Source organism: Micromonospora sp. CPCC 205546 (assembly GCF_036902715.1).
In the GTDB taxonomy this organism is placed as follows: Bacteria; Actinomycetota; Actinomycetes; order Mycobacteriales; family Micromonosporaceae; genus Micromonospora.
The window spans coordinates 140,600-157,592 of record NZ_JBAKHL010000008.1 but is presented as its reverse complement, the minus strand read 5'-3'; the positions used below and the strand labels follow the sequence as shown (position 1 = coordinate 157,592).

The 16,993-nt window shown below is 73.3% G+C and carries 17 protein-coding genes and 1 tRNA gene; 16 read left to right on the top strand and 2 right to left on the bottom strand.

Annotated elements, in window-relative coordinates:
• Window positions 1-120 precede the first annotated feature (120 nt).
• From V6U77_RS07335 to V6U77_RS07295, 9 genes are all read left to right on the top strand, one after another.
• Complete coding sequence (locus V6U77_RS07335) at window positions 121-987, top strand: helix-turn-helix domain-containing protein (protein WP_334605440.1); 867 nt, start codon at window positions 121-123, stop codon at window positions 985-987.
• Between the two features lie 7 nt (window positions 988-994).
• Window positions 995-1,066 (top strand) — tRNA-Gln (locus tag V6U77_RS07330).
• A gap of 105 nt (window positions 1,067-1,171) precedes the next feature.
• The gene (gene glmU / locus V6U77_RS07325) at window positions 1,172-2,707 is read left to right on the top strand and encodes a bifunctional UDP-N-acetylglucosamine diphosphorylase/glucosamine-1-phosphate N-acetyltransferase GlmU (protein ID WP_442934384.1); all 1,536 of its coding nucleotides are present in this window, start codon (window positions 1,172-1,174) and stop codon (window positions 2,705-2,707) included.
• 55 nt (window positions 2,708-2,762) lie between these two features.
• Window positions 2,763-3,743, top strand: coding sequence for a ribose-phosphate diphosphokinase (locus tag V6U77_RS07320; RefSeq protein WP_334605438.1), 981 nt, complete (start codon window positions 2,763-2,765; stop codon window positions 3,741-3,743).
• A gap of 323 nt (window positions 3,744-4,066) precedes the next feature.
• On the top strand, window positions 4,067-4,747 hold the full coding sequence (locus V6U77_RS07315) for a 50S ribosomal protein L25/general stress protein Ctc (protein WP_334605437.1): 681 nt from the start codon (window positions 4,067-4,069) through the stop codon (window positions 4,745-4,747).
• Between the two features lie 106 nt (window positions 4,748-4,853).
• Window positions 4,854-5,444, top strand: coding sequence for an aminoacyl-tRNA hydrolase (gene pth, locus V6U77_RS07310; RefSeq protein ID WP_334605436.1), 591 nt, complete (start codon window positions 4,854-4,856; stop codon window positions 5,442-5,444).
• A gap of 109 nt (window positions 5,445-5,553) precedes the next feature.
• Window positions 5,554-6,384 carry an inositol monophosphatase family protein gene (locus V6U77_RS07305; RefSeq protein WP_334605435.1) on the top strand — a complete coding sequence of 277 codons (831 nt, stop codon included), beginning with the start codon at window positions 5,554-5,556 and terminating at the stop codon, window positions 6,382-6,384.
• A gap of 80 nt (window positions 6,385-6,464) precedes the next feature.
• A complete protein-coding gene (cysD, locus tag V6U77_RS07300) occupies window positions 6,465-7,376 on the top strand; it encodes a sulfate adenylyltransferase subunit CysD (protein WP_334605434.1) in 912 nt (303 codons plus the stop codon).
• A complete protein-coding gene (locus V6U77_RS07295) occupies window positions 7,376-8,713 on the top strand; it encodes a sulfate adenylyltransferase subunit 1 (protein WP_442934383.1) in 1,338 nt (445 codons plus the stop codon). The genes cysD and V6U77_RS07295 overlap by 1 nt, the downstream gene beginning before the upstream one ends.
• A 408-nt stretch (window positions 8,714-9,121) precedes the next feature.
• Here V6U77_RS07295 and galK read toward each other — a convergent pair whose 3' ends face one another.
• Both galK and galE read right to left on the bottom strand, forming a co-directional pair.
• A complete protein-coding gene (gene galK, locus V6U77_RS07290; protein WP_334605433.1) occupies window positions 9,122-10,282 on the bottom strand; it encodes a galactokinase in 1,161 nt (386 codons plus the stop codon).
• The gene (galE, locus tag V6U77_RS07285; RefSeq protein ID WP_334605432.1) at window positions 10,279-11,262 is read right to left on the bottom strand and encodes a UDP-glucose 4-epimerase GalE; all 984 of its coding nucleotides are present in this window, start codon (window positions 11,260-11,262) and stop codon (window positions 10,279-10,281) included. The genes galK and galE overlap by 4 nt, the downstream gene beginning before the upstream one ends.
• Before the next feature lie 174 nt (window positions 11,263-11,436).
• Between galE and V6U77_RS07280 the strand changes: the two genes are divergently transcribed.
• From V6U77_RS07280 to V6U77_RS07250, 7 genes are all read left to right on the top strand, one after another.
• Entirely contained in the window at window positions 11,437-12,459 is a 1,023-nt protein-coding gene (locus tag V6U77_RS07280) for a hemolysin family protein (RefSeq protein WP_334605431.1), read from the top strand.
• A gap of 33 nt (window positions 12,460-12,492) precedes the next feature.
• The gene (gene trpS, locus V6U77_RS07275; protein WP_334605430.1) at window positions 12,493-13,518 is read left to right on the top strand and encodes a tryptophan--tRNA ligase; all 1,026 of its coding nucleotides are present in this window, start codon (window positions 12,493-12,495) and stop codon (window positions 13,516-13,518) included.
• A gap of 45 nt (window positions 13,519-13,563) precedes the next feature.
• Entirely contained in the window at window positions 13,564-14,121 is a 558-nt protein-coding gene (locus tag V6U77_RS07270; protein ID WP_334605429.1) for a 2'-5' RNA ligase family protein, read from the top strand.
• A gap of 189 nt (window positions 14,122-14,310) precedes the next feature.
• Window positions 14,311-15,234, top strand: coding sequence for a YihY/virulence factor BrkB family protein (locus V6U77_RS07265; protein WP_334605428.1), 924 nt, complete (start codon window positions 14,311-14,313; stop codon window positions 15,232-15,234).
• A gap of 14 nt (window positions 15,235-15,248) precedes the next feature.
• A complete protein-coding gene (locus V6U77_RS07260; protein ID WP_334605426.1) occupies window positions 15,249-15,617 on the top strand; it encodes a GntR family transcriptional regulator in 369 nt (122 codons plus the stop codon).
• A 49-nt stretch (window positions 15,618-15,666) separates the two neighbouring features.
• Complete coding sequence (locus tag V6U77_RS07255; protein WP_334605425.1) at window positions 15,667-16,308, top strand: SRPBCC family protein; 642 nt, start codon at window positions 15,667-15,669, stop codon at window positions 16,306-16,308.
• 95 nt (window positions 16,309-16,403) lie between these two features.
• Window positions 16,404-16,844, top strand: a complete 441-nt coding sequence (locus tag V6U77_RS07250; protein WP_334605423.1) for a hypothetical protein — start codon at window positions 16,404-16,406, stop codon at window positions 16,842-16,844.
• Window positions 16,845-16,993: the final 149 nt, after the last annotated feature.

The window sequence follows — 16,993 nt, the reverse complement described above, 5'->3', positions numbered from 1 at the left end:
GGGACGGAATGATCACGAAGTTACGCCTACGTCACCGTAACTTAGGTTCCCGGAACGCGCATGGGACAGCGGCGGGGATGAATGCCTGAAGTGTCGTACACCCGTTCTAGGCTGCTGCTCGTGACCGATTCGATCGCTGACGAGGTGCGACGGCTGCGCACCGTCGAGCAACTCACCGTCGGGGAGATCCGGGCACGCACCGGGCTCGGCCGCAACCGCGTCCACGAGTTGCTCCGGGGCGTCCCGCCGCCCGAGAGGTCCCGCCGACCCAACGCCAAGGACGACCTCAGGGCGGCGGCGGTCGAGCTGCGCGCCGAGGGGCACTCGGTCGACGGCATCGCCCGCCAACTCGGCGTGGCCAAGTCGACCGCCTACCAGTGGGTCAGGCACCTGCCGCTGGCCGAGGGCGGGGCGGGCGCCGAGCGGCGTCGGGCCCATGCGGCGCTGATGGTCGAGGCGCGGTGGGCGGCGCATCGCGAAGCCCGCGAGGCGGCGCGGACGGCGGAGCACGAGCATGCGGCGGGCCTGGTCGGGTCCCTCACCGACCGGGATCTTCTGCTCCTCGGTGCGGCGGTCTACTGGTGTGAGGGGACGAAGTCGAAGCCGTGGCGGCGGGACGACCGCCTCCAGTTCGTCAACAGCGATCCTGGGCTGCTCGCGCTCTTCCTGCGCTTCCTTGAGGTGTGCGGGATCCATCGGGCCGTCCCCAGCTACCGCGTGAGCATCCACGAGACGGCCGACCTCGACGCGGCGGTGACGTGGTGGGTGCGGAGACTCGATCTGCCCGTGGAGCGTTTCCAGCGCGCCAATCTCAAGAAACACCGCCCGGCCACGGTGCGGCGCAACGTCGGAGACGACTATCGTGGCTGCCTGGTGATCACCGTGCCGCGCAGCCGCGAGCTCTACTGGCGGATCGAAGGTATGATCGCCGAGCTGTTCCAGAGCGTCGAACGATGCGAGCCGGAATTGACGGCGAGCGAAGCTTGACACTTTATGGGGTGTGGGGTAATGGCAACCCGCAGGCCTTTGGAGCCTTGAGCTCCTGGTTCGAATCCAGGCACCCCAGCTCACACTGCGTCTCCCGGCATTCGTGTGGCCATGCCGAACGGCGGCTCGCCGTCTGGTTAGCATGGCCGCGAGACTGTTCGCCGTCCCGACGGGAGCCCGTGTCGTGTCCCAGCCCCACCTCCGCACCGTTGTCGTGCTCGCCGCCGGTGAGGGCAAGCGGATGAAGTCGGCGCTGCCCAAGGTGCTGCACCCGCTGCTCGGCCGTACCCTCGTCGGCCACGTGCTCACCGCCGCCGCGCCGCTGGCCGCGGACCGCACGCTGGTCGTCGTCGGGCACGGCGCGGACCAGGTCCGCGCGCACCTCACCGAGATCGCCCCCGACGCCACCCCGGTGCTCCAGGCCGAGCAGCTCGGCACCGGGCACGCCGTCCGGATCGCGCTGGACGCCGCGCCGGAGGCCACCGGCACCGTGGTCGTCATCAACGGCGACGTGCCGCTGTTGCGCCCGGAGACGGTGGCCGCGCTCGTGCAGGCGCACGAGGGCGCGGGCGCGGCGGCGACCGTGCTCGCCGCCGAGGTGCCCGACCCGACCGGCCTGGGCCGGATCGTGCGGGACGCCGACGGGCGGCTGGAGCAGATCGTCGAGGAGCGCGACGCCACCGGCGCCCAGCGGGCGATCCGGGAGATCAACGCCGGCATCTACGCGTTCGACGCCGCCCGGCTGCGCGACGCGCTGGGCAAGCTGTCGACCGACAACGACCAGGGCGAGGAATACCTGACGGACGTCTTCGCCCTGCTCGGCTCGGCCGGCGAGCCGGTGGCGGTGCACGTGGCGGCGGACCACGTGGAGACGCTGGGCTGCAACGACCGGGTCGAGCTGGCCGCGCTGCGTCGGCTGCTGCGCGACCGGGTGAACGAGGCGTGGATGCGTACCGGGGTGAGCCTGCTCGACCCGGACACCACCTGGATCGACGTGACGGTCGCCCTGGACTCCGACGCCGTGATCGACCAGAACACCCAGCTGCGCGGCGGCACGGTCGTCGGCACGGGCGCGGTGGTCGGGCCGGACGTGACGCTGATCGACACCGTCGTGGGCCCGGGCGCCACGGTGCTGCGCAGTCACGCGGTGGGCGCGGAGGTCGGTGCGGGCGCCAGCGTCGGGCCGTACGCGTACCTGCGGCCGGACGCCCGGCTGGCCGAGAAGGCCAAGGTCGGCACGTTCGTCGAGGTGAAGAACTCCGACGTGGGCGCGGGCGCGAAGGTGCCGCACCTGTCGTACGTGGGGGACGCGACGATCGGCGCGAAGGCGAACATCGGCGCGGCGACGATCTTCGTGAACTACGACGGGGTGAGCAAGCACCGCACCACGGTCGGCGAGGCCGCGTTCGTCGGCTGCGACACCAGCCTCATCGCCCCCGTCGAGGTGGGCGCCGGGGCGTACGTGGCGGCGGGCAGCGCGATCACGCAGGACGTGCCGCCGGGAGCGCTCGGGGTGACCCGCGCCCCGCAGCGGAGCATCGAGGGCTGGGTGGCCCGCAAGCGGGCCGGCACGGCCTCCGCCGAGGCGGCGGCGCGGGCCCAGGCGGCCGATGAGCGTGCGTCGGCGCCGGGTTCCGGGGCAAGGGAAGGTGAGGCAATCCACGGGGATGCCGAGCCGGTCAGGTCGGCCTCGGGCGCGGGGGATACTGCAACCGAATAGTCCCCGGCCCACCACCACCGCCGGGTACCACCGACCAACGGGAGCAGACGGGCCCATGGGCAGCATCGTCGCCGAAAACCGCAAGAGCCTGATGCTTTTTTCCGGACGTGGCTTTCCGGAGTTGGCCAAGGAGATCGGTGAGGTGCTCGGCGTCGCGCCGACGCCGGCCGACGCGTACGAGTTCGCCAACGGGGAGATCTTCGTACGGTTCAAGGACTCGGTGCGCGGCTCGGACGCCTTCGTGGTCCAGTCCGTCACGCACGGGGTCAACACGTGGGTCATGGAGACCCTCATCATGATCGACGCGCTGAAGCGCGGTTCGGCCAAGCGGATCACCGTGGTGCTGCCGTTCTACCCGTACGCCCGACAGGACAAGAAGCACCGCGGCCGGGAGCCGATCTCGGCCCGGCTGGTGGCGGACCTGCTGAAGACGGCCGGGGCGAACCGGATCCTCACCGTCGACCTGCACACGGCGCAGATCCAGGGCTTCTTCGACGGCCCCGTCGACCACCTCTTCGCGATGGACATCCTCGCCGAGTACGTCCAGCACAAGTACGACGGCCGTCCGATGACGGTCGTCGCGCCGGACTCGGGCCGGGTGCGGGTGGCCGAGCGGTGGACGGACCGGCTGGGCGGCTGCCCGCTGGCCTTCATCCACAAGACCCGGGACCCGCTCAAGCCGAACCAGGTGGTGGCGAACCGGGTGGTCGGTGAGGTCGAGGGGCGGGTCTGCCTGATCGTCGACGACATGATCGACACGGGCGGGACGATCTGCAAGGCGGCGGACATCCTCCGGGAGTCCGGCGCGGCCGACGTGATCGTCGCCTCGACCCACGCGCTGCTCTCCGACCCGGCGACCGAGCGGCTGAAGAACAGCCCGATCAGCGAGGTCGTGGTGACCAACACCCTGCCGCTGCCGCCGGAGAAGCAGCTCGACAAGATCACCGTGCTGTCGATCGCGCCGCTGCTGGCGCGGGCGATCCGCGAGGTCTTCGACGACGGTTCGGTGACCACCCTCTTCGGTGGCCTGAGCTGACCGTCTGACGCCGGGCCGGACGGGCGCCGACGCCCCCGGCCCGGGCGTCGGCCGTCCCGGCGGCGAGCTGGTCCGTATCGCCCCGCGGACCAGCGGGAACGGTGATAAGGGGACTGCCGGAGCGCGCGGAATCAGCTCGGGTAGACTGGTGCGGTTGCCACGGCGAGGGTGCCCGGCGGGCCGCTGACAAAGCGCCGCACGGAGGCACCGTCATCGACGCGGTGCTCCGGGCAGTCGTTCTCGACGCATGAGCCCCAGCGAGCCCCTCGCCCCAGCACCGCCAGTCGACAAGCCGCCGCAGCGAAAGCATCAGGAGTTTCCCCGTGTCCGAGGTAAAGATCAGCGCCGAGCCCCGTACCGAGTTCGGCAAGGGTGGTGCCCGTCGTACCCGCCGGGCCGGCAAGGTGCCCGCCGTGCTTTACGGCCACGGCGAGAAGCCCAAGCACATCGCCCTGCCGTCCCGCGAGTTCGCCGCCGCGATCCGCAAGGGCGGTGCCAACCAGCTCTTCGCGATCGAGGTCAGCGACGGCACCCAGGTGCTGGCGCTGCCGAAGGCGATCCAGCGTGACCCGATCAAGGACACCTTCGAGCACGTGGACCTGCTGCTGGTCCGCCGGGGCGAGAAGGTCACCGTCGAGGTCCCGGTCCAGCTGACCGGCGAGGCCGCGCGGGACACCCTGATCGTGCACGACCACGACACGCTGACGGTCACCGCCGACGCCACCAAGGTGCCGGACCACCTCGAGGCCTCGATCGAGGGCATGCAGGCCGGCACGCAGGTCACCGCCGGTGACGTGGAGCTGCCGGCCGGCGTCGAGCTGGCCGCCGACTCGGAGCAGACCGTCGCCTCGGTGACCGCCGCGCCGACCGCCGAGCAGCTCGAGGCGACCCTCCCCGAGGTCGAGGAGGCCACCGAGGAGGCCGAGGCGGGTGTCGGCGAGGAGACCGCCGAGGCTCCGGCTGCCGAGGGCGACGAGAACGCCGAGGCGAAGACCGAGGCCTGATCGGTCCGCATCGTTTGCGACAGGCGTCCCCGCGCGGTCGGGGGCGCCTGTCGGCGTACCGGTGGCCGGGCGGCTGGGTGACGGCGAGCAGCGGGAGGGGCGGGGCGTGACGGACGAGGCGGGACCGTGGCTGGTGGTGGGCCTGGGCAACCCGGGTCGGGAGTACGCCGGCAACCGGCACAACGTCGGCTTCATGGTGGTCGACCTGCTGGCGGGCCGGCTCGGCGCGAAGTTCGGTCGGCACAAGCGGGCGGTGGCGGAGGTCGCCGAGGGGCGGCTCGGCTTCGGCGGGCCGAAGCTGGTGCTGGTCAAGCCGCTGACCTACATGAACCTCTCCGGCGGGCCGGTGACGGGCCTGGCGCAGTTCCACAAGGTGCCGCCGGGCCGGGTGGTCGCGGTGCACGACGAGCTGGACATCGGCTACGGCCAGTTGCGGGTGAAGTGCGGCGGCGGTGAGGGCGGGCACAACGGCCTGCGGTCGATGTCGAAGTCGCTGGGCACGAAGGAGTACGTCCGGGTGCGCTTCGGCATCGGCCGGCCGCCGGGGCGGCAGGACCCGGCGGACTACGTACTGTCGGATTTCAGCGCGACCGAGCGCAAGGAGCTGGAGTTCCTGGTGGACCGGGCCGCGGATGTGGTGGAGTCGGTGGTCGTCAGGGGCGTGGAGCCGACGCAGAACCTCTACCACGGGGTGTGAGCGCGGGAGCGGGCGCCGGGGGCCGGTAGTCTTCGCCTTTCGGCGCGACGCGGTCGTCGGCGACGGTGCGCCGGGCGCGGAGCGCGGCGAGGCGACGGGAGCGGGAGTCATGGGCAGTCCTCCGATGATCGACGGGGCTTTCGCGCGGTGGCTCGCGGCCCGCGCCGGTCAGGCGCTGCTCGGCCTGCGCGCCGAGATGGGCTTCGCCGACGCGGGGGCGTTGCGGTCGGCGGGCGACAAGGTCTCGCACGACCTGATCCGCACCGAGCTGGCGAAGTGGCGACCGGGTGACGCGGTCCTCTCCGAGGAGGACGAGGGCTCGCGGCTGGCGTGGGCGGCGGAGGTGAACGCCGAGGCGGTGTCCCGGCTGGCCGCCGACCGGGTGTGGATCATCGACCCGCTGGACGGCACCCGGGAGTTCTCCGAGGAGGGCCGCTCGGACTGGGCGGTGCATGTGGCGCTCTGGGCGCGTACCGCGCCGACGCCGCACGGGCTGGTCGCGGGCGCGGTCGGGCTGCCGGCGCAGCAGCGGGTGCTGGGCACGGACTATCCCCCGGCGTACCCGCCGACGAGGATGGAGGCGGCGGCGCCCGGCGGGCGGACGATCCGCCTGGCGGCGAGCCGGAGCCGGCCGCCGGTGTTCCTGACCGACCTGGCGGAGGACGTCGGGGCGCACCTGGTGCCGATGGGCTCGGCCGGGGCGAAGATCGCCGCGGTGGTCACCGGCGAGGTGGACGCCTACATCCACGCGGGCGGCCAGTACGAGTGGGACTCGGCCGCGCCGGTCGCTGTGGCGACGGCCACCGGGCTGCACGCTTCCCGGATCGACGGTTCTGCGCTGAGATACAACGAGGCGGACCCGAGGCTGCCCGACCTGCTGGTCTGCCGCGAGGATCTCGCCAGTCGGTTGCTTGCAGCGTTGCAGCGTCATTCCGGGTAGCCTGAGCGGCACTTCTTGGCATGCCCGACCGGAAAGGTCTGGAATACGATGAGCGGATTCGAGCTAAGCGAGCCCGTGTCATGACCGCCCCCGCCGCCTACCAGGTGTCGCACCTCGACGCGCTGGAGGCCGAGAGCATCTTCGTGATGCGCGAGGTGGTCGCCGAGATGGAGCGGCCGGTGCTGCTCTTCTCGGGCGGCAAGGACTCGATCGTGATGCTCCGGCTGGCCCAGAAGGCGTTCGCCCCGGCCAACATCCCGTTCCCGGTCATGCACGTCGACACCGGGCACAACTTCCCCGAGGTCCTGGAATACCGGGACCAGCGGGTCGCCGAGCTGGGGCTGCACCTGGTGGTGGCGAGCGTGCCGGAGGCGCTGGCCAGCGGGCTGGTGCGCGAGTCGGCCGACGGGATGCGCAACCGGATCCAGACGCCGGTGCTGCTGGAGGCGGTGGAGAAGCACCGCTTCGACGCGCTCTTCGGCGGCGCCCGCCGCGACGAGGAGAAGGCCCGCGCCAAGGAGCGGATGTTCAGCTTCCGTGACGAGTTCGGCCAGTGGGACCCGAAGAACCAGCGCCCGGAGCTGTGGGCGCTCTACAACGGCCGCCACCACCCCGGCGAGTCGATCCGGGTCTTCCCGCTGTCCAACTGGACCGAGCTGGACGTCTGGCACTACATCGCCCGCGAGCGCATCGCCCTGCCGTCGATCTACTACGCGCACGAGCGTGAGGTCGTCGAGCGCGACGGGATGCTCTACGCGGTCAACGAGTTCTTCCGTCCCCGCTCGGGGGAGGACCGGTTCAAGGCGCGGGTGCGCTACCGGACGGTGGGCGACGCGTCCTGCACGGCGGCGGTCCGCTCCGACGCCGACACGGTCGAGAAGGTCATCGAGGAGGTCGCGGCCACCCGGATCACCGAGCGCGGCGCGACCCGCGGCGACGACCGGGTCAGCGAGGCCGCGATGGAGGACCGCAAGCGGGAGGGCTACTTCTGATGACCACCGAGACCGTCGCCCCGGACGACGCGAACACGACGGACGGCCGGGCCACCTCCGGTGCCGGGCCGGAGGCCCGCCCCATGGACCTGCTGCGTTTCGCCACCGCCGGCAGCGTCGACGACGGCAAGTCGACCCTGATCGGCCGGCTGCTCTACGACACGAAGTCGCTCTTCACCGACCAGCTCGCCGCCGTGGAGGCGGTCAGCGCCGCCCGGGGCGACGAGTACACGAACCTGGCGCTGCTCACCGACGGTCTGCGGGCCGAGCGCGAGCAGGGCATCACGATCGACGTGGCGTACCGCTACTTCGCCACCCCCCGGCGGAAGTTCATCATCGCCGATACCCCGGGGCACATCCAGTACACCCGCAACATGGTCACCGGGGCCTCGACGGCCGACCTGGCGCTGATCCTGGTGGACGCCCGCAAGGGTCTGGTCGAGCAGTCCCGCCGGCACGCCTTCCTCTGCTCGCTGCTGCGGGTGCCGCACCTGGTCCTCTGCGTCAACAAGATGGACCTGGTCGACTTCTCGCAGGAGGTCTTCGAGCGGATCGCGGACGAGTTCACCGCGTTCGCCGCGAAGCTCGACGTGCCCGACCTGACGGTGGTGCCGGTCTCCGCGCTGCGCGGCGACAACATCGTCACCCGGTCGGAGAACATGCCCTGGTACGAGGGGCCGTCGCTGCTGCACCACCTGGAGCGGGTGCACATCGCCAGCGACCGCAACCTGGTCGACGTCCGGTTCCCGGTGCAGTACGTGATCCGGCCGCAGTCGACCACCGTCACCGACTATCGGGGCTACGCCGGTCAGGTCGCCTCCGGCGTGCTCAAGCCGGGCGACGAGGTGATGGTGCTGCCGTCCGGGTTCACCAGCCGGATCGTCGCCGTGGAGACCGCCGACGGGCCGGTCGCGGAGGCGTTCCCGCCGATGTCGGTGACCGTACGCCTCGAAGACGAGATCGACATCTCCCGGGGCGACATGATCTGCCGTCCGAACAACGCCCCGGCGGTGTCGCAGGACATCGAGGCGATGGTGTGCTGGATGGACGAGACCCGCCCGCTGCGGGTCGGCGGGAAGTACGCCATCAAGCACACCACCCGCTCGGCGCGGGCGATCGTGCGCGGCCTGCACTACCGGCTGGACATCAACTCGCTGCACCGCGACGAGTCCGCGGGCGAGTTGGGGCTCAACGAGATCGGCCGGGTGCGGCTGCGGACCACCGTGCCGCTGCTCGCGGACGAGTACCGCCGCAACCGCACCACCGGCGGCTTCGTGATCATCGACGAGGCCACCAACCGCACCGTCGGCGCGGGGATGATCGTCGAGGCGCAGTGAGTCGCGCCGACGGGCGGGTGCGACGCCCGCCCGTCGGCTGATGGCGCCCGGCTGACGGCGCCCGGCTGACGGCGCGCCTCGGGTCTTTCGCAGGGCCGTGCCCGCTGGGCCGGACCTCGGCGACGACCGGCAGCGTTGTCTGTTCGTCCCGATACCACAGAGGTATTTAGATACCCCAGAGGTATCAGCGCCGCCTGGTGGGGCGGTCCCTGGGAAACCCCGACCGTTACGGCTTCGTCCGCTCCACACGGCGGCGGCCGGGCCGGCGTTCGCGCGGGCCCCGAGGTGGGGTCAGATCCGGTAGCCGCCCGGACGGTCGGCGCGGGGCTCCGGGCCGGCAGCCGCCCCTGCCCGCGCCGGCGCCCGCCGGGCGGGCAGTGGCCGTCCGGCGGGTCGCCGCGTCGGTGCTCAGTGCAGCCGGGTCGCGCCCGGGCCGGGCAGGACGGCGACGTGGCCGGGCGCGGCGAAGCCCCGCTCGGCGTACGCGGCCGTGACGGCTTCGGCGACCGCGTCGGCCCGTTCCGCGTCGACCAGCGCGAGGACGCAGCCGCCGAAGCCGCCGCCGGTCATCCGGGCGCCCAGCGCCCCGGCGGCCAGGGCCGCCTCGACGGCCGTGTCGATCTCCGGGACGGTGATCTCGAAGTCGTCCCGCATCGAGGCGTGCGAGGCGGTCAACAGCGGGCCGATCTCGCGTACCCGGCCGGCGCGCAGCAGCGCGACGGTGTCGAGCACCCGCTGGTTCTCGGTGACGACGTGCCGCACCCGGCGACGGGTCTCGTCCTCGTCGAGCCGGGCCAGGGCGTCGGCCAGCCCGTCGGCGGGGACGTCGCGCAGCGCCGCGACACCGAGCAGGCCCGCCGCCCGCTCGCAGGACGCGCGGCGGGCGGCGTACTCGCCGTCGGCGTGCCGGTGCGGGGCCCGGCTGTCGACGACCAGCACGGCGAGGCCGGCGGCGTCCAGGTCGAACGGCACCTGTTCGACCGACTCGTCGCGGCAGTCCAGGAAGAGCGCGTGCCCGGCGCGGCAGCGGATCACCGCCGATTGGTCCATGATCCCGGTCGGGGCGCCCACGTAGTCGTTCTCGGCCCGCTGGGCCAGCCGGGGCCGTCGCCCGGCGGGCAGGTCCAGCCCGCCCAGGTCGACCAGGGCGGCCAGCACGGCGGCCTCCAGCGCGGCCGAGGAGGACAACCCCGCGCCCAGTGGCACGTCGGAGGCGATCGCCAGGCGCGCCCCGGGCACGTCGTGCCCCGCCTCCCGCAGCGCCCAGACGACCCCGGCCACGTACGCGCCCCAGCCGGCGACCCGGCCGGACCCGGTGACCTCGTCGGCGCCGAAGGTGACCGTCCCGTCGGTGAGTTCCGAGCAGACCGTCCAGGTGCCGCCGGGCTGCGGGGCGGCTGCCACCACGGTGCGCAGCGGCAGGGCGAAGGGCAGGACGAAGCCGTCGTTGTAGTCGGTGTGCTCGCCGATGAGGTTCGCCCGGCCGGGAGCCGCCCAGCGGCCGGCGGGCGGCTCGCCGTACGCCGAGCGGAAGGCGGCGTCGGCGCGGGCCGCGACGTCACCGGTCACCGCGACCCCGCGACGTGGGTGCGGTAGAAGGACCAGGCGTCGGCGACGATGTCGGGCAGGGTCGGCTTGCGCGGCACCCAGCCCAGCTCCTCACGGGCCAGCGCGGACGACGCGACCAGCTCGGCGGGATCGCCCTCGCGGCGCGGCGCGACCTCGACCGGCACGGGGTGCCCGGTGACCTCGCGGACCACGTCGACCACCTGCCGGTTGGTGAAGCCGTTGCCGTTGCCGAGGTTGTAGATCCGGTGCTGCCCGCCGGTCGCCGCGTCGAGCGCCAGCAGGTGGGCGCGGGCCAGGTCGGCGACGTGGATGTAGTCGCGCACGCAGGTGCCGTCGACGGTCGGGTAGTCGTCGCCGAAGAGCTGCAGCTTCTCCCGCCGGCCGGCGGCCACCTCCAGCGCGATCGGGATGAGGTGGGTCTCCGGGTCGTGCCGCTCGCCGAGCGCGACGTCGCCGTCGAGGTAGGCCCCGGCGACGTTGAAGTAGCGCAGCGAGACGGCGGCCAGGCCGTGCCCGACCGCCTCGGAGGTGAGGGCCATGTCGACGGCGAGCTTGGTGGCGCCGTAGGTGTTGGTGGGGGCCTTGACCGCGGTCTCGGGGATCGGCAGCTCGGTGGGGTTGCCGTAGACGGCGGCGGTGGAGGAGAAGACCAGGCGGGGCACGCCGGCGGTCCGGACGGCGTCGATCAGGGCGATCGAGCCGACCGTGTTGGTGTGCCAGTAGAGCTCGGGCCTGGTCATCGACTCGCCGGCGGCGATCAGCGCGGCGAAGTGCAGCACCCCGTCGAAGCCCGCGTCGGGGGTGAGCACCCGCGCGGCGTCGTGGACGGACGCCTCGACGAACGTGGCGTCGGGGGCGAGCGCCTCCCGGTGGCCGGTGCGCAGGTCGTCGAGGACCACCACCTCGTGGCCGGCGTCGAGCAGCATCCGGGTCACCACGCTGCCGATGAAGCCGGCGCCGCCGGTGACGAGCAGTTTCACGTCGGTCTCCTCCCGCCCGGCCGCCGGTCGCGGCCCGTGTCGTGATCACCCTACGGCCGGACGCCCGGGGGCCGCCCTCCGTCGGCGACCTTGCCATTCCATCACGATTCCCCAACTTCGAACAGAGCCGAACATTGGCAGCCTGTCGGCCCGCCGCTGTCTACCATCACTGTCATGCGGGAGGCGGGTGCTTCCGGGCTGCGGCGACGCGCCCTGGGCCGGCCACGCCGCCAGCCGGGGCCGCTGCCCCGCGCCGTCGCCCGGCTGGTGGTGCGCGCCGCCGACGGCGCCACCCGCGCGGTGACGGCCCTGCTGGGCACCAGCCCCGCGGCCGGCCGGGAACGGATCAGCGAGGCGGAGCTGCGCGACCTGGTCGCCGCCAACACGTTGCTCGACCCGGTCGAGCGCCGGATCATCGACGAGGTGCTGGTCGCGGGCGCGAGTCTGGTCCGCGAGGTGATGATGCCGCGTACCGAGGTCGTCTTCCTCTCCGCGCGGCTCACCATCGCCGAGGCGGAACGGATGGTCCGGGCCGAGACGCACACCCGCTACCCGGTCGTCGACGGCACCCACGACGACGTGGTCGGCTTCGTGCACCTGCGCGACGTGCTGCTCCGCCCCGACCTCGACCCCTGCACCACCGTCGGGGAGCTGACCCGGGAGGTGAAGCGGCTGCCCGGCAGCAAGCGGGTGCTCGCCGCGCTCAGCGAGATGCGCCGGGAGCGCCACCACCTGGCCGTGGTCGTCGACGAGTACGGCGGCACCGCCGGCATCGTCACCCTGGAGGACCTGATCGAGGAGCTGATCGGGGAGATCCACGACGAGTACGACACCGACCCCGACCCGGTGCACGCGGGCCTGCCCGCCGTGGTGGACGGCCGGCTCAACCTCGCCGACTTCGCCGAGCACACCGGCGTGCGGCTGCCCTCCGGCCCGTACGAGACGGTCGGTGGTTTCGTGATGGCCGCGCTGGGCCGGCTCCCGGTCGCGGGCGACGAGGTGCCGGTGACCCCCGGCCCGCCCGACGGCGACGCGGCACCCGACGACCCGCCCGGCGGCTGGCTGCTGCGGGTGCTCACGCTCGAGGGGCGACGGGTGGCCCGGCTCACGGTCTCCGCCGTGCGCCTGCCGGAGCCACGGCGCGAGATGGCGACCCCCACGGCGTCGGGGCGGAGCCGACCCGCCGGCCCGTCATGACGCGCACCGGGTCTTGCTGACAGAATTGCCGCCATGTCCGACGTTCCCGCCCGCCCCCGCGTCTTCTCCGGCATCCAGCCGACGGCCGACTCGTTCCACCTCGGCAACTACCTGGGCGCCGTGCGGCACTGGGTGGCGTTGCAGGACACGCACGACGCCTACTACTGCGTGGTCGACCTGCACGCGATCACCGCCGGGCACGACCCGAAGACGCTCGTGCAGCGCTCCCGGATGGCCGCCGCGCAGCTCTTCGCCGTCGGCCTCGACCCGGAGCGCAGCACGCTCTTCGTGCAGTCGCAGGTGCCCGAGCACTCGCAGCTTGCCTGGGTGCTGGGGTGCATCACGGGGTTCGGCGAGGCGAGCCGGATGACCCAGTTCAAGGACAAGTCGCAGAAGCAGGGTGGCGAGCGGGCGAGCGTCGGCCTGTTCACCTACCCGGTCCTGCAGGCCGCCGACATCCTGCTCTACCAGGCCAACGCCGTGCCGGTGGGCGAGGACCAGCGCCAGCACCTGGAGCTCTCCCGCGACCTGGCCCAGCGGTTCAACTCGCTGTTCGGGCAGACCCTGACCGTGCCCGCGCCGCACATCGTCAAGGACACCGCCAAGATCACCGACCTGCAGGACCCGACGGCCAAGATGTCCAAGTCGTCCTCGTCGCCGACCGGCATCGTCAACCTGCTGGAGGACCCGGCCCGCTCGGCCAAGAAGATCCGCTCCGCGGTCACGGACACGGGGCGGGAGATCGTCTTCGACACCGAGACCAAGCCCGGCATCTCCAACCTGCTGACCATCTACTCGGCCCTGAGCGGGCGCAGCGTCGACGACCTGGTCGCCGCGTACGCCGGCAAGGGCTACGGCGACCTCAAGAAGGACCTCGGGGAGGTGGTGCGGGAGTTCGTCGGCCCGATCCAGGAGCGCACCCGGACCTACCTCGACGATCCCGCCCAGCTGGACAAGCTGCTCGCCGCCGGCGCGGAGAAGGCCCGGGTGCTCGCCGGGGCGACGCTGCGCACCGTCTACGAGCGGGTGGGCTTCTTCCCGCCGGTGCGCGGCGAGTAGCGCCCGGCGCGGCGGGTGAGGGCGGACGGGTCGGTGGCCGGAGGGATGACGCACAGCGTGGATCGCAGGGACGGGGCGCCGGACGCCGGCGACACCATCGAGATCGGCATCGCGGTGGACATCCCCGAGCCGTGGGGCGGCATGCTCACCCGGCGGCGGGTCGAGGCCGGCGACCCGCGCGTCGTGCCCGCCCACGTGACCCTGCTCGGGCCGACCGAGATCCCGGTGGCGACGCTGCCGGCGGTGGAGCGGCACCTGGGTGCGGTCGCCGCCGCCCACCTGCCGTTCACCCTGCACCTGCGGGGCACCGGCACGTTCCGGCCGGTGACCCAGGTCGTCTTCGTGGCGGTGGCCGCCGGGATCAGCGAGTGCGAGCTGCTCGCCGCCGCGATCAGGGCCGCCCCCGAACTGCACCGCGAGACGCGCTTCCCGTACCACCCGCACGTCACGGTCGCGCAGGACGTCGCGCCGGAGGCACTGGACCGGGCGTACGAGGACCTGGCGGACTTCTCGGCCATGTTCGAGGTCGAGGCGTTCACCCTCTTCTCGCACAGCGGGGAGACCCGGTGGCAGCCGCGCCGGGACTTCCGGCTGGGCGGCTGAGCGGTCCCCCGGTGCCACGAGCACCCGGCCGCGTCGACGCCACCGCCGCCCAGGGCCCGCGCCGGGGCGTCCGCGCCGCTGACGGCGGCCACCGTCACGGCGTCCGCGTCGGCTCCCGCCGTACGCCGGCCGCCGCCGGCCGGCGCCCGGTTGTCCCCGCGGCGACGGGAGATCGGCGAGGATGACGGCGTGAACCTGCTGGGCCGCATCGAGGCGGGCATCGACGGACGGATCAGCGCCATGCGCCGCCGGTGGGGTGCCGCCGACCACCTCTGGCGGGCCGGCGTGCTCTACACCGACGTGCTGGGCGGGCGGCTGGCCGCCGCGATCGCCTACTACGGCTTCTTCGCGGTGTTCGCGCTGGCGCTGGTCGGATATTCGATCTTCGGGGCCATCCTGGAGGACAACGACGAGGTCAGCGCGGCGGCCGCGGACTTCCTCCGGGAGAACCTGCCGTTCCTCGACCCGGTGCAGATCGCCGAGAGCAGCGGCACGGTCGGGGTGATCGGCCTGATCATCCTGGCGTTCACCGGGGTCGGCTGGGTGGAGGCCATCCGCTCCTCCCAGCGGCTCATGTACGGGCTCAACCAGCAGCCCGGCAACCTGGTGGTCCGCCGCCTGGTCGACCTCGGCGTGCTGGTGGTCATCTTCGTGCTGCTCGGCGTCTCGGTGGCGGCGGTGGACGCCCTGGAGTCGCTGCTGCGCTTCCTGCTGCGCAGCACCGGCTCGGTCGGGCTGACCACGGTCAGCGCGGTGCTCAGCGTGCTGGTCAACGCGGTGCTGGCCACCCTGCTGCTGCTGGCGGTGCCGAGGCTGCGGATGAGCCGGTCCCGGCTGCGGCCGGTGGTGCTGCTGGTCGCGGTCGGCATCACGCTGCTGAACACCGTCGGGCGCTTCTACGTGGTACGCACCGAGCGGAACCCGGCCTACACGGTCGTGGCGGGCGCCGTGGGGCTGCTGCTCTACCTCTACCTGCTCAACCAGCTGGTGCTCTTCGGCGCGGCGCTGGCGGCGACCAGCCCGCACGGCCGGGTGATCGACCTGGCGGAGGGGCCGGCGCCGGCCGACCTGGACGCGGACACGGACCCCGGCACCCCGGGCGGGGCCGGATGAGCGGGGGAGCGGGCGTGCGGATCACGGTCGACCAGGCCTCGGCGGTGCCGCCGTACGAGCAGGTGCGCGGCCAGCTCGCGGAGCTGATCGGCACGGGCCGGCTGGCGGTGGGCACCCGGCTGCCCACCGTCCGGCGGTTCGCGGCCGACCTCGGGCTGGCGGTCAACACCGTGGCCCGGGCCTACCGGGAACTGGAGGCGGCCGGTCTGCTGGAGACCCGCGGCCGGCACGGCACTTTCGTCGCACCCGGGCGCGATGATGCGACGGACCGGTTGCAGCGGGTCGCGGCCGACTACGCCGCCGAGGCCCTCCGGTTGGGCGTGCCGCCCGCGGTGGCGCTGGCCCTGGTCCGCGCGGCGCTGGACGCGACGCGACCGGGCTGACGCGCGGCGGCGCTCCGGCCGCCGCCGACGACAGCAGGAGGAGACACCGATGCCCGAGACGCACACCATCCCGGTCGAGACGGCGGTGGCCGCCCCCGCCGACCGGATCTGGCGGGCCCTGACCGAGCCGGAGCAGGTGCGGCAGTGGTTCGGCTGGGACCACGAGGGCCTGGCCGACGAGATCCGCTTCATCTTCGTCGACCACGCCGAGCCCGCCCCGCCGGACCGGATCGCGCTGGCCGCCGGGCAGGAGTTGCGACTCGTGGCCGAGGGCGACCGGACGCTGCTGCGGTTGGCCGTCCCCGCGTCGCACGACGCCGCCGAATGGGACGCGATCACGCAGGGCTGGCGGGCGTTCTTCGAGCAGCTGCGCTTCCTGCTGGAGCGGGCACCGGCGGGGCCGCGGAGCACCGTGCACCTGACGGGCACCGCGACCGGGGCGCAGGTGCTCGCCCTGCTCGACGCGGCGGGCCCGACGCAGCGCTGGCACGACAGCTCGCGCCAGCGGATGGTGGTCGACGCCGAGGGGCGGCTGCTCGCCGTGGCCGCCGGCGCGCCGCTGACCGGCGGTGGCTCCTCGCCGGTCAGCCTCACGGTCAGCGCCTACGGCCTGGACGAGGCGGGGCTCGACCGCCTGCGCCGGGACTGGGCGGCCCGCTGGCGGGCCGCCGTCGGCGTTCCCGCCACCTGACCCTCGACGGCAGGGGTGGGATCCGACGGCCACGGGGGCGGTGAATAGGGGCGAATGCCTCCCGGTGTCGCCGCGCGACGGACCATGATGGGCGCGTGGGCGCACTCGTGACACTGGACCTGCCGGACGACTCGCCGATGCTCGGCCTGCCGTGGATCATCACCTTCGGCCCGCTCGGCGACGCCGACGAGTGGGAGCCGGTGGTCTGCGGCCCCTACGAGCGACCGCACGCCCTCGCCCTGGCCGAGGCGATCGTCGCCGAGGAGCAGCTGATGGCGGTGGTCGAGCCGCTGCTGCCCGCGCTCTCGGCCGAGGAGATCCGCGGCGAGATCGCCGCGGCGCAGGTCGCCGCCGAGGACGAGGCGGCGCAGCTCGACCAGGCCGACCTCTACGGCGACTTCGAGGACACCATCGACGAGGAACTGGAGGCGGCGGCCGAGGAGGCCGACCGGGCGGAGCCGCTGGCGCCGCCCACCGAGGCCGAGCTGCGGGCCGGCTTCGGGCGCATCGCCGCCAGGCTCACCGGCGGCGCCTGAGTCGGCCGGGGCCGACGTGTCCAGATGGACCCCGGCGCCCCCGGAGGGGCCCGCGGGGCCCCCGGCGCCACCTCACCCCCCACCACAAGGGGTCGGTAGCCCAGTCGCCCGTCGGCGCGGGGCACAACGGACGACCAGGTCGATGACGG

Bases quoted from the DNA above. Each gene is read 5' to 3' on its own strand.
- V6U77_RS07320 (WP_334605438.1), top strand. From the start codon at position 2,763: ATGGGCAGCATCGTCGCCGAAAACCGCAAGAGCCTGATGCTTTTTTCC.
- V6U77_RS07305 (WP_334605435.1), top strand. From the start codon at position 5,554: ATGGGCAGTCCTCCGATGATCGACGGGGCTTTCGCGCGGTGGCTCGCG.
- cysD (WP_334605434.1), top strand. From the start codon at position 6,465: ATGACCGCCCCCGCCGCCTACCAGGTGTCGCACCTCGACGCGCTGGAG.
- V6U77_RS07295 (WP_442934383.1), top strand. From the start codon at position 7,376: ATGACCACCGAGACCGTCGCCCCGGACGACGCGAACACGACGGACGGC.
- V6U77_RS07280 (WP_334605431.1), top strand. From the start codon at position 11,437: ATGCGGGAGGCGGGTGCTTCCGGGCTGCGGCGACGCGCCCTGGGCCGG.
- trpS (WP_334605430.1), top strand. From the start codon at position 12,493: ATGTCCGACGTTCCCGCCCGCCCCCGCGTCTTCTCCGGCATCCAGCCG.
- V6U77_RS07270 (WP_334605429.1), top strand. From the start codon at position 13,564: ATGACGCACAGCGTGGATCGCAGGGACGGGGCGCCGGACGCCGGCGAC.
- V6U77_RS07255 (WP_334605425.1), top strand. From the start codon at position 15,667: ATGCCCGAGACGCACACCATCCCGGTCGAGACGGCGGTGGCCGCCCCC.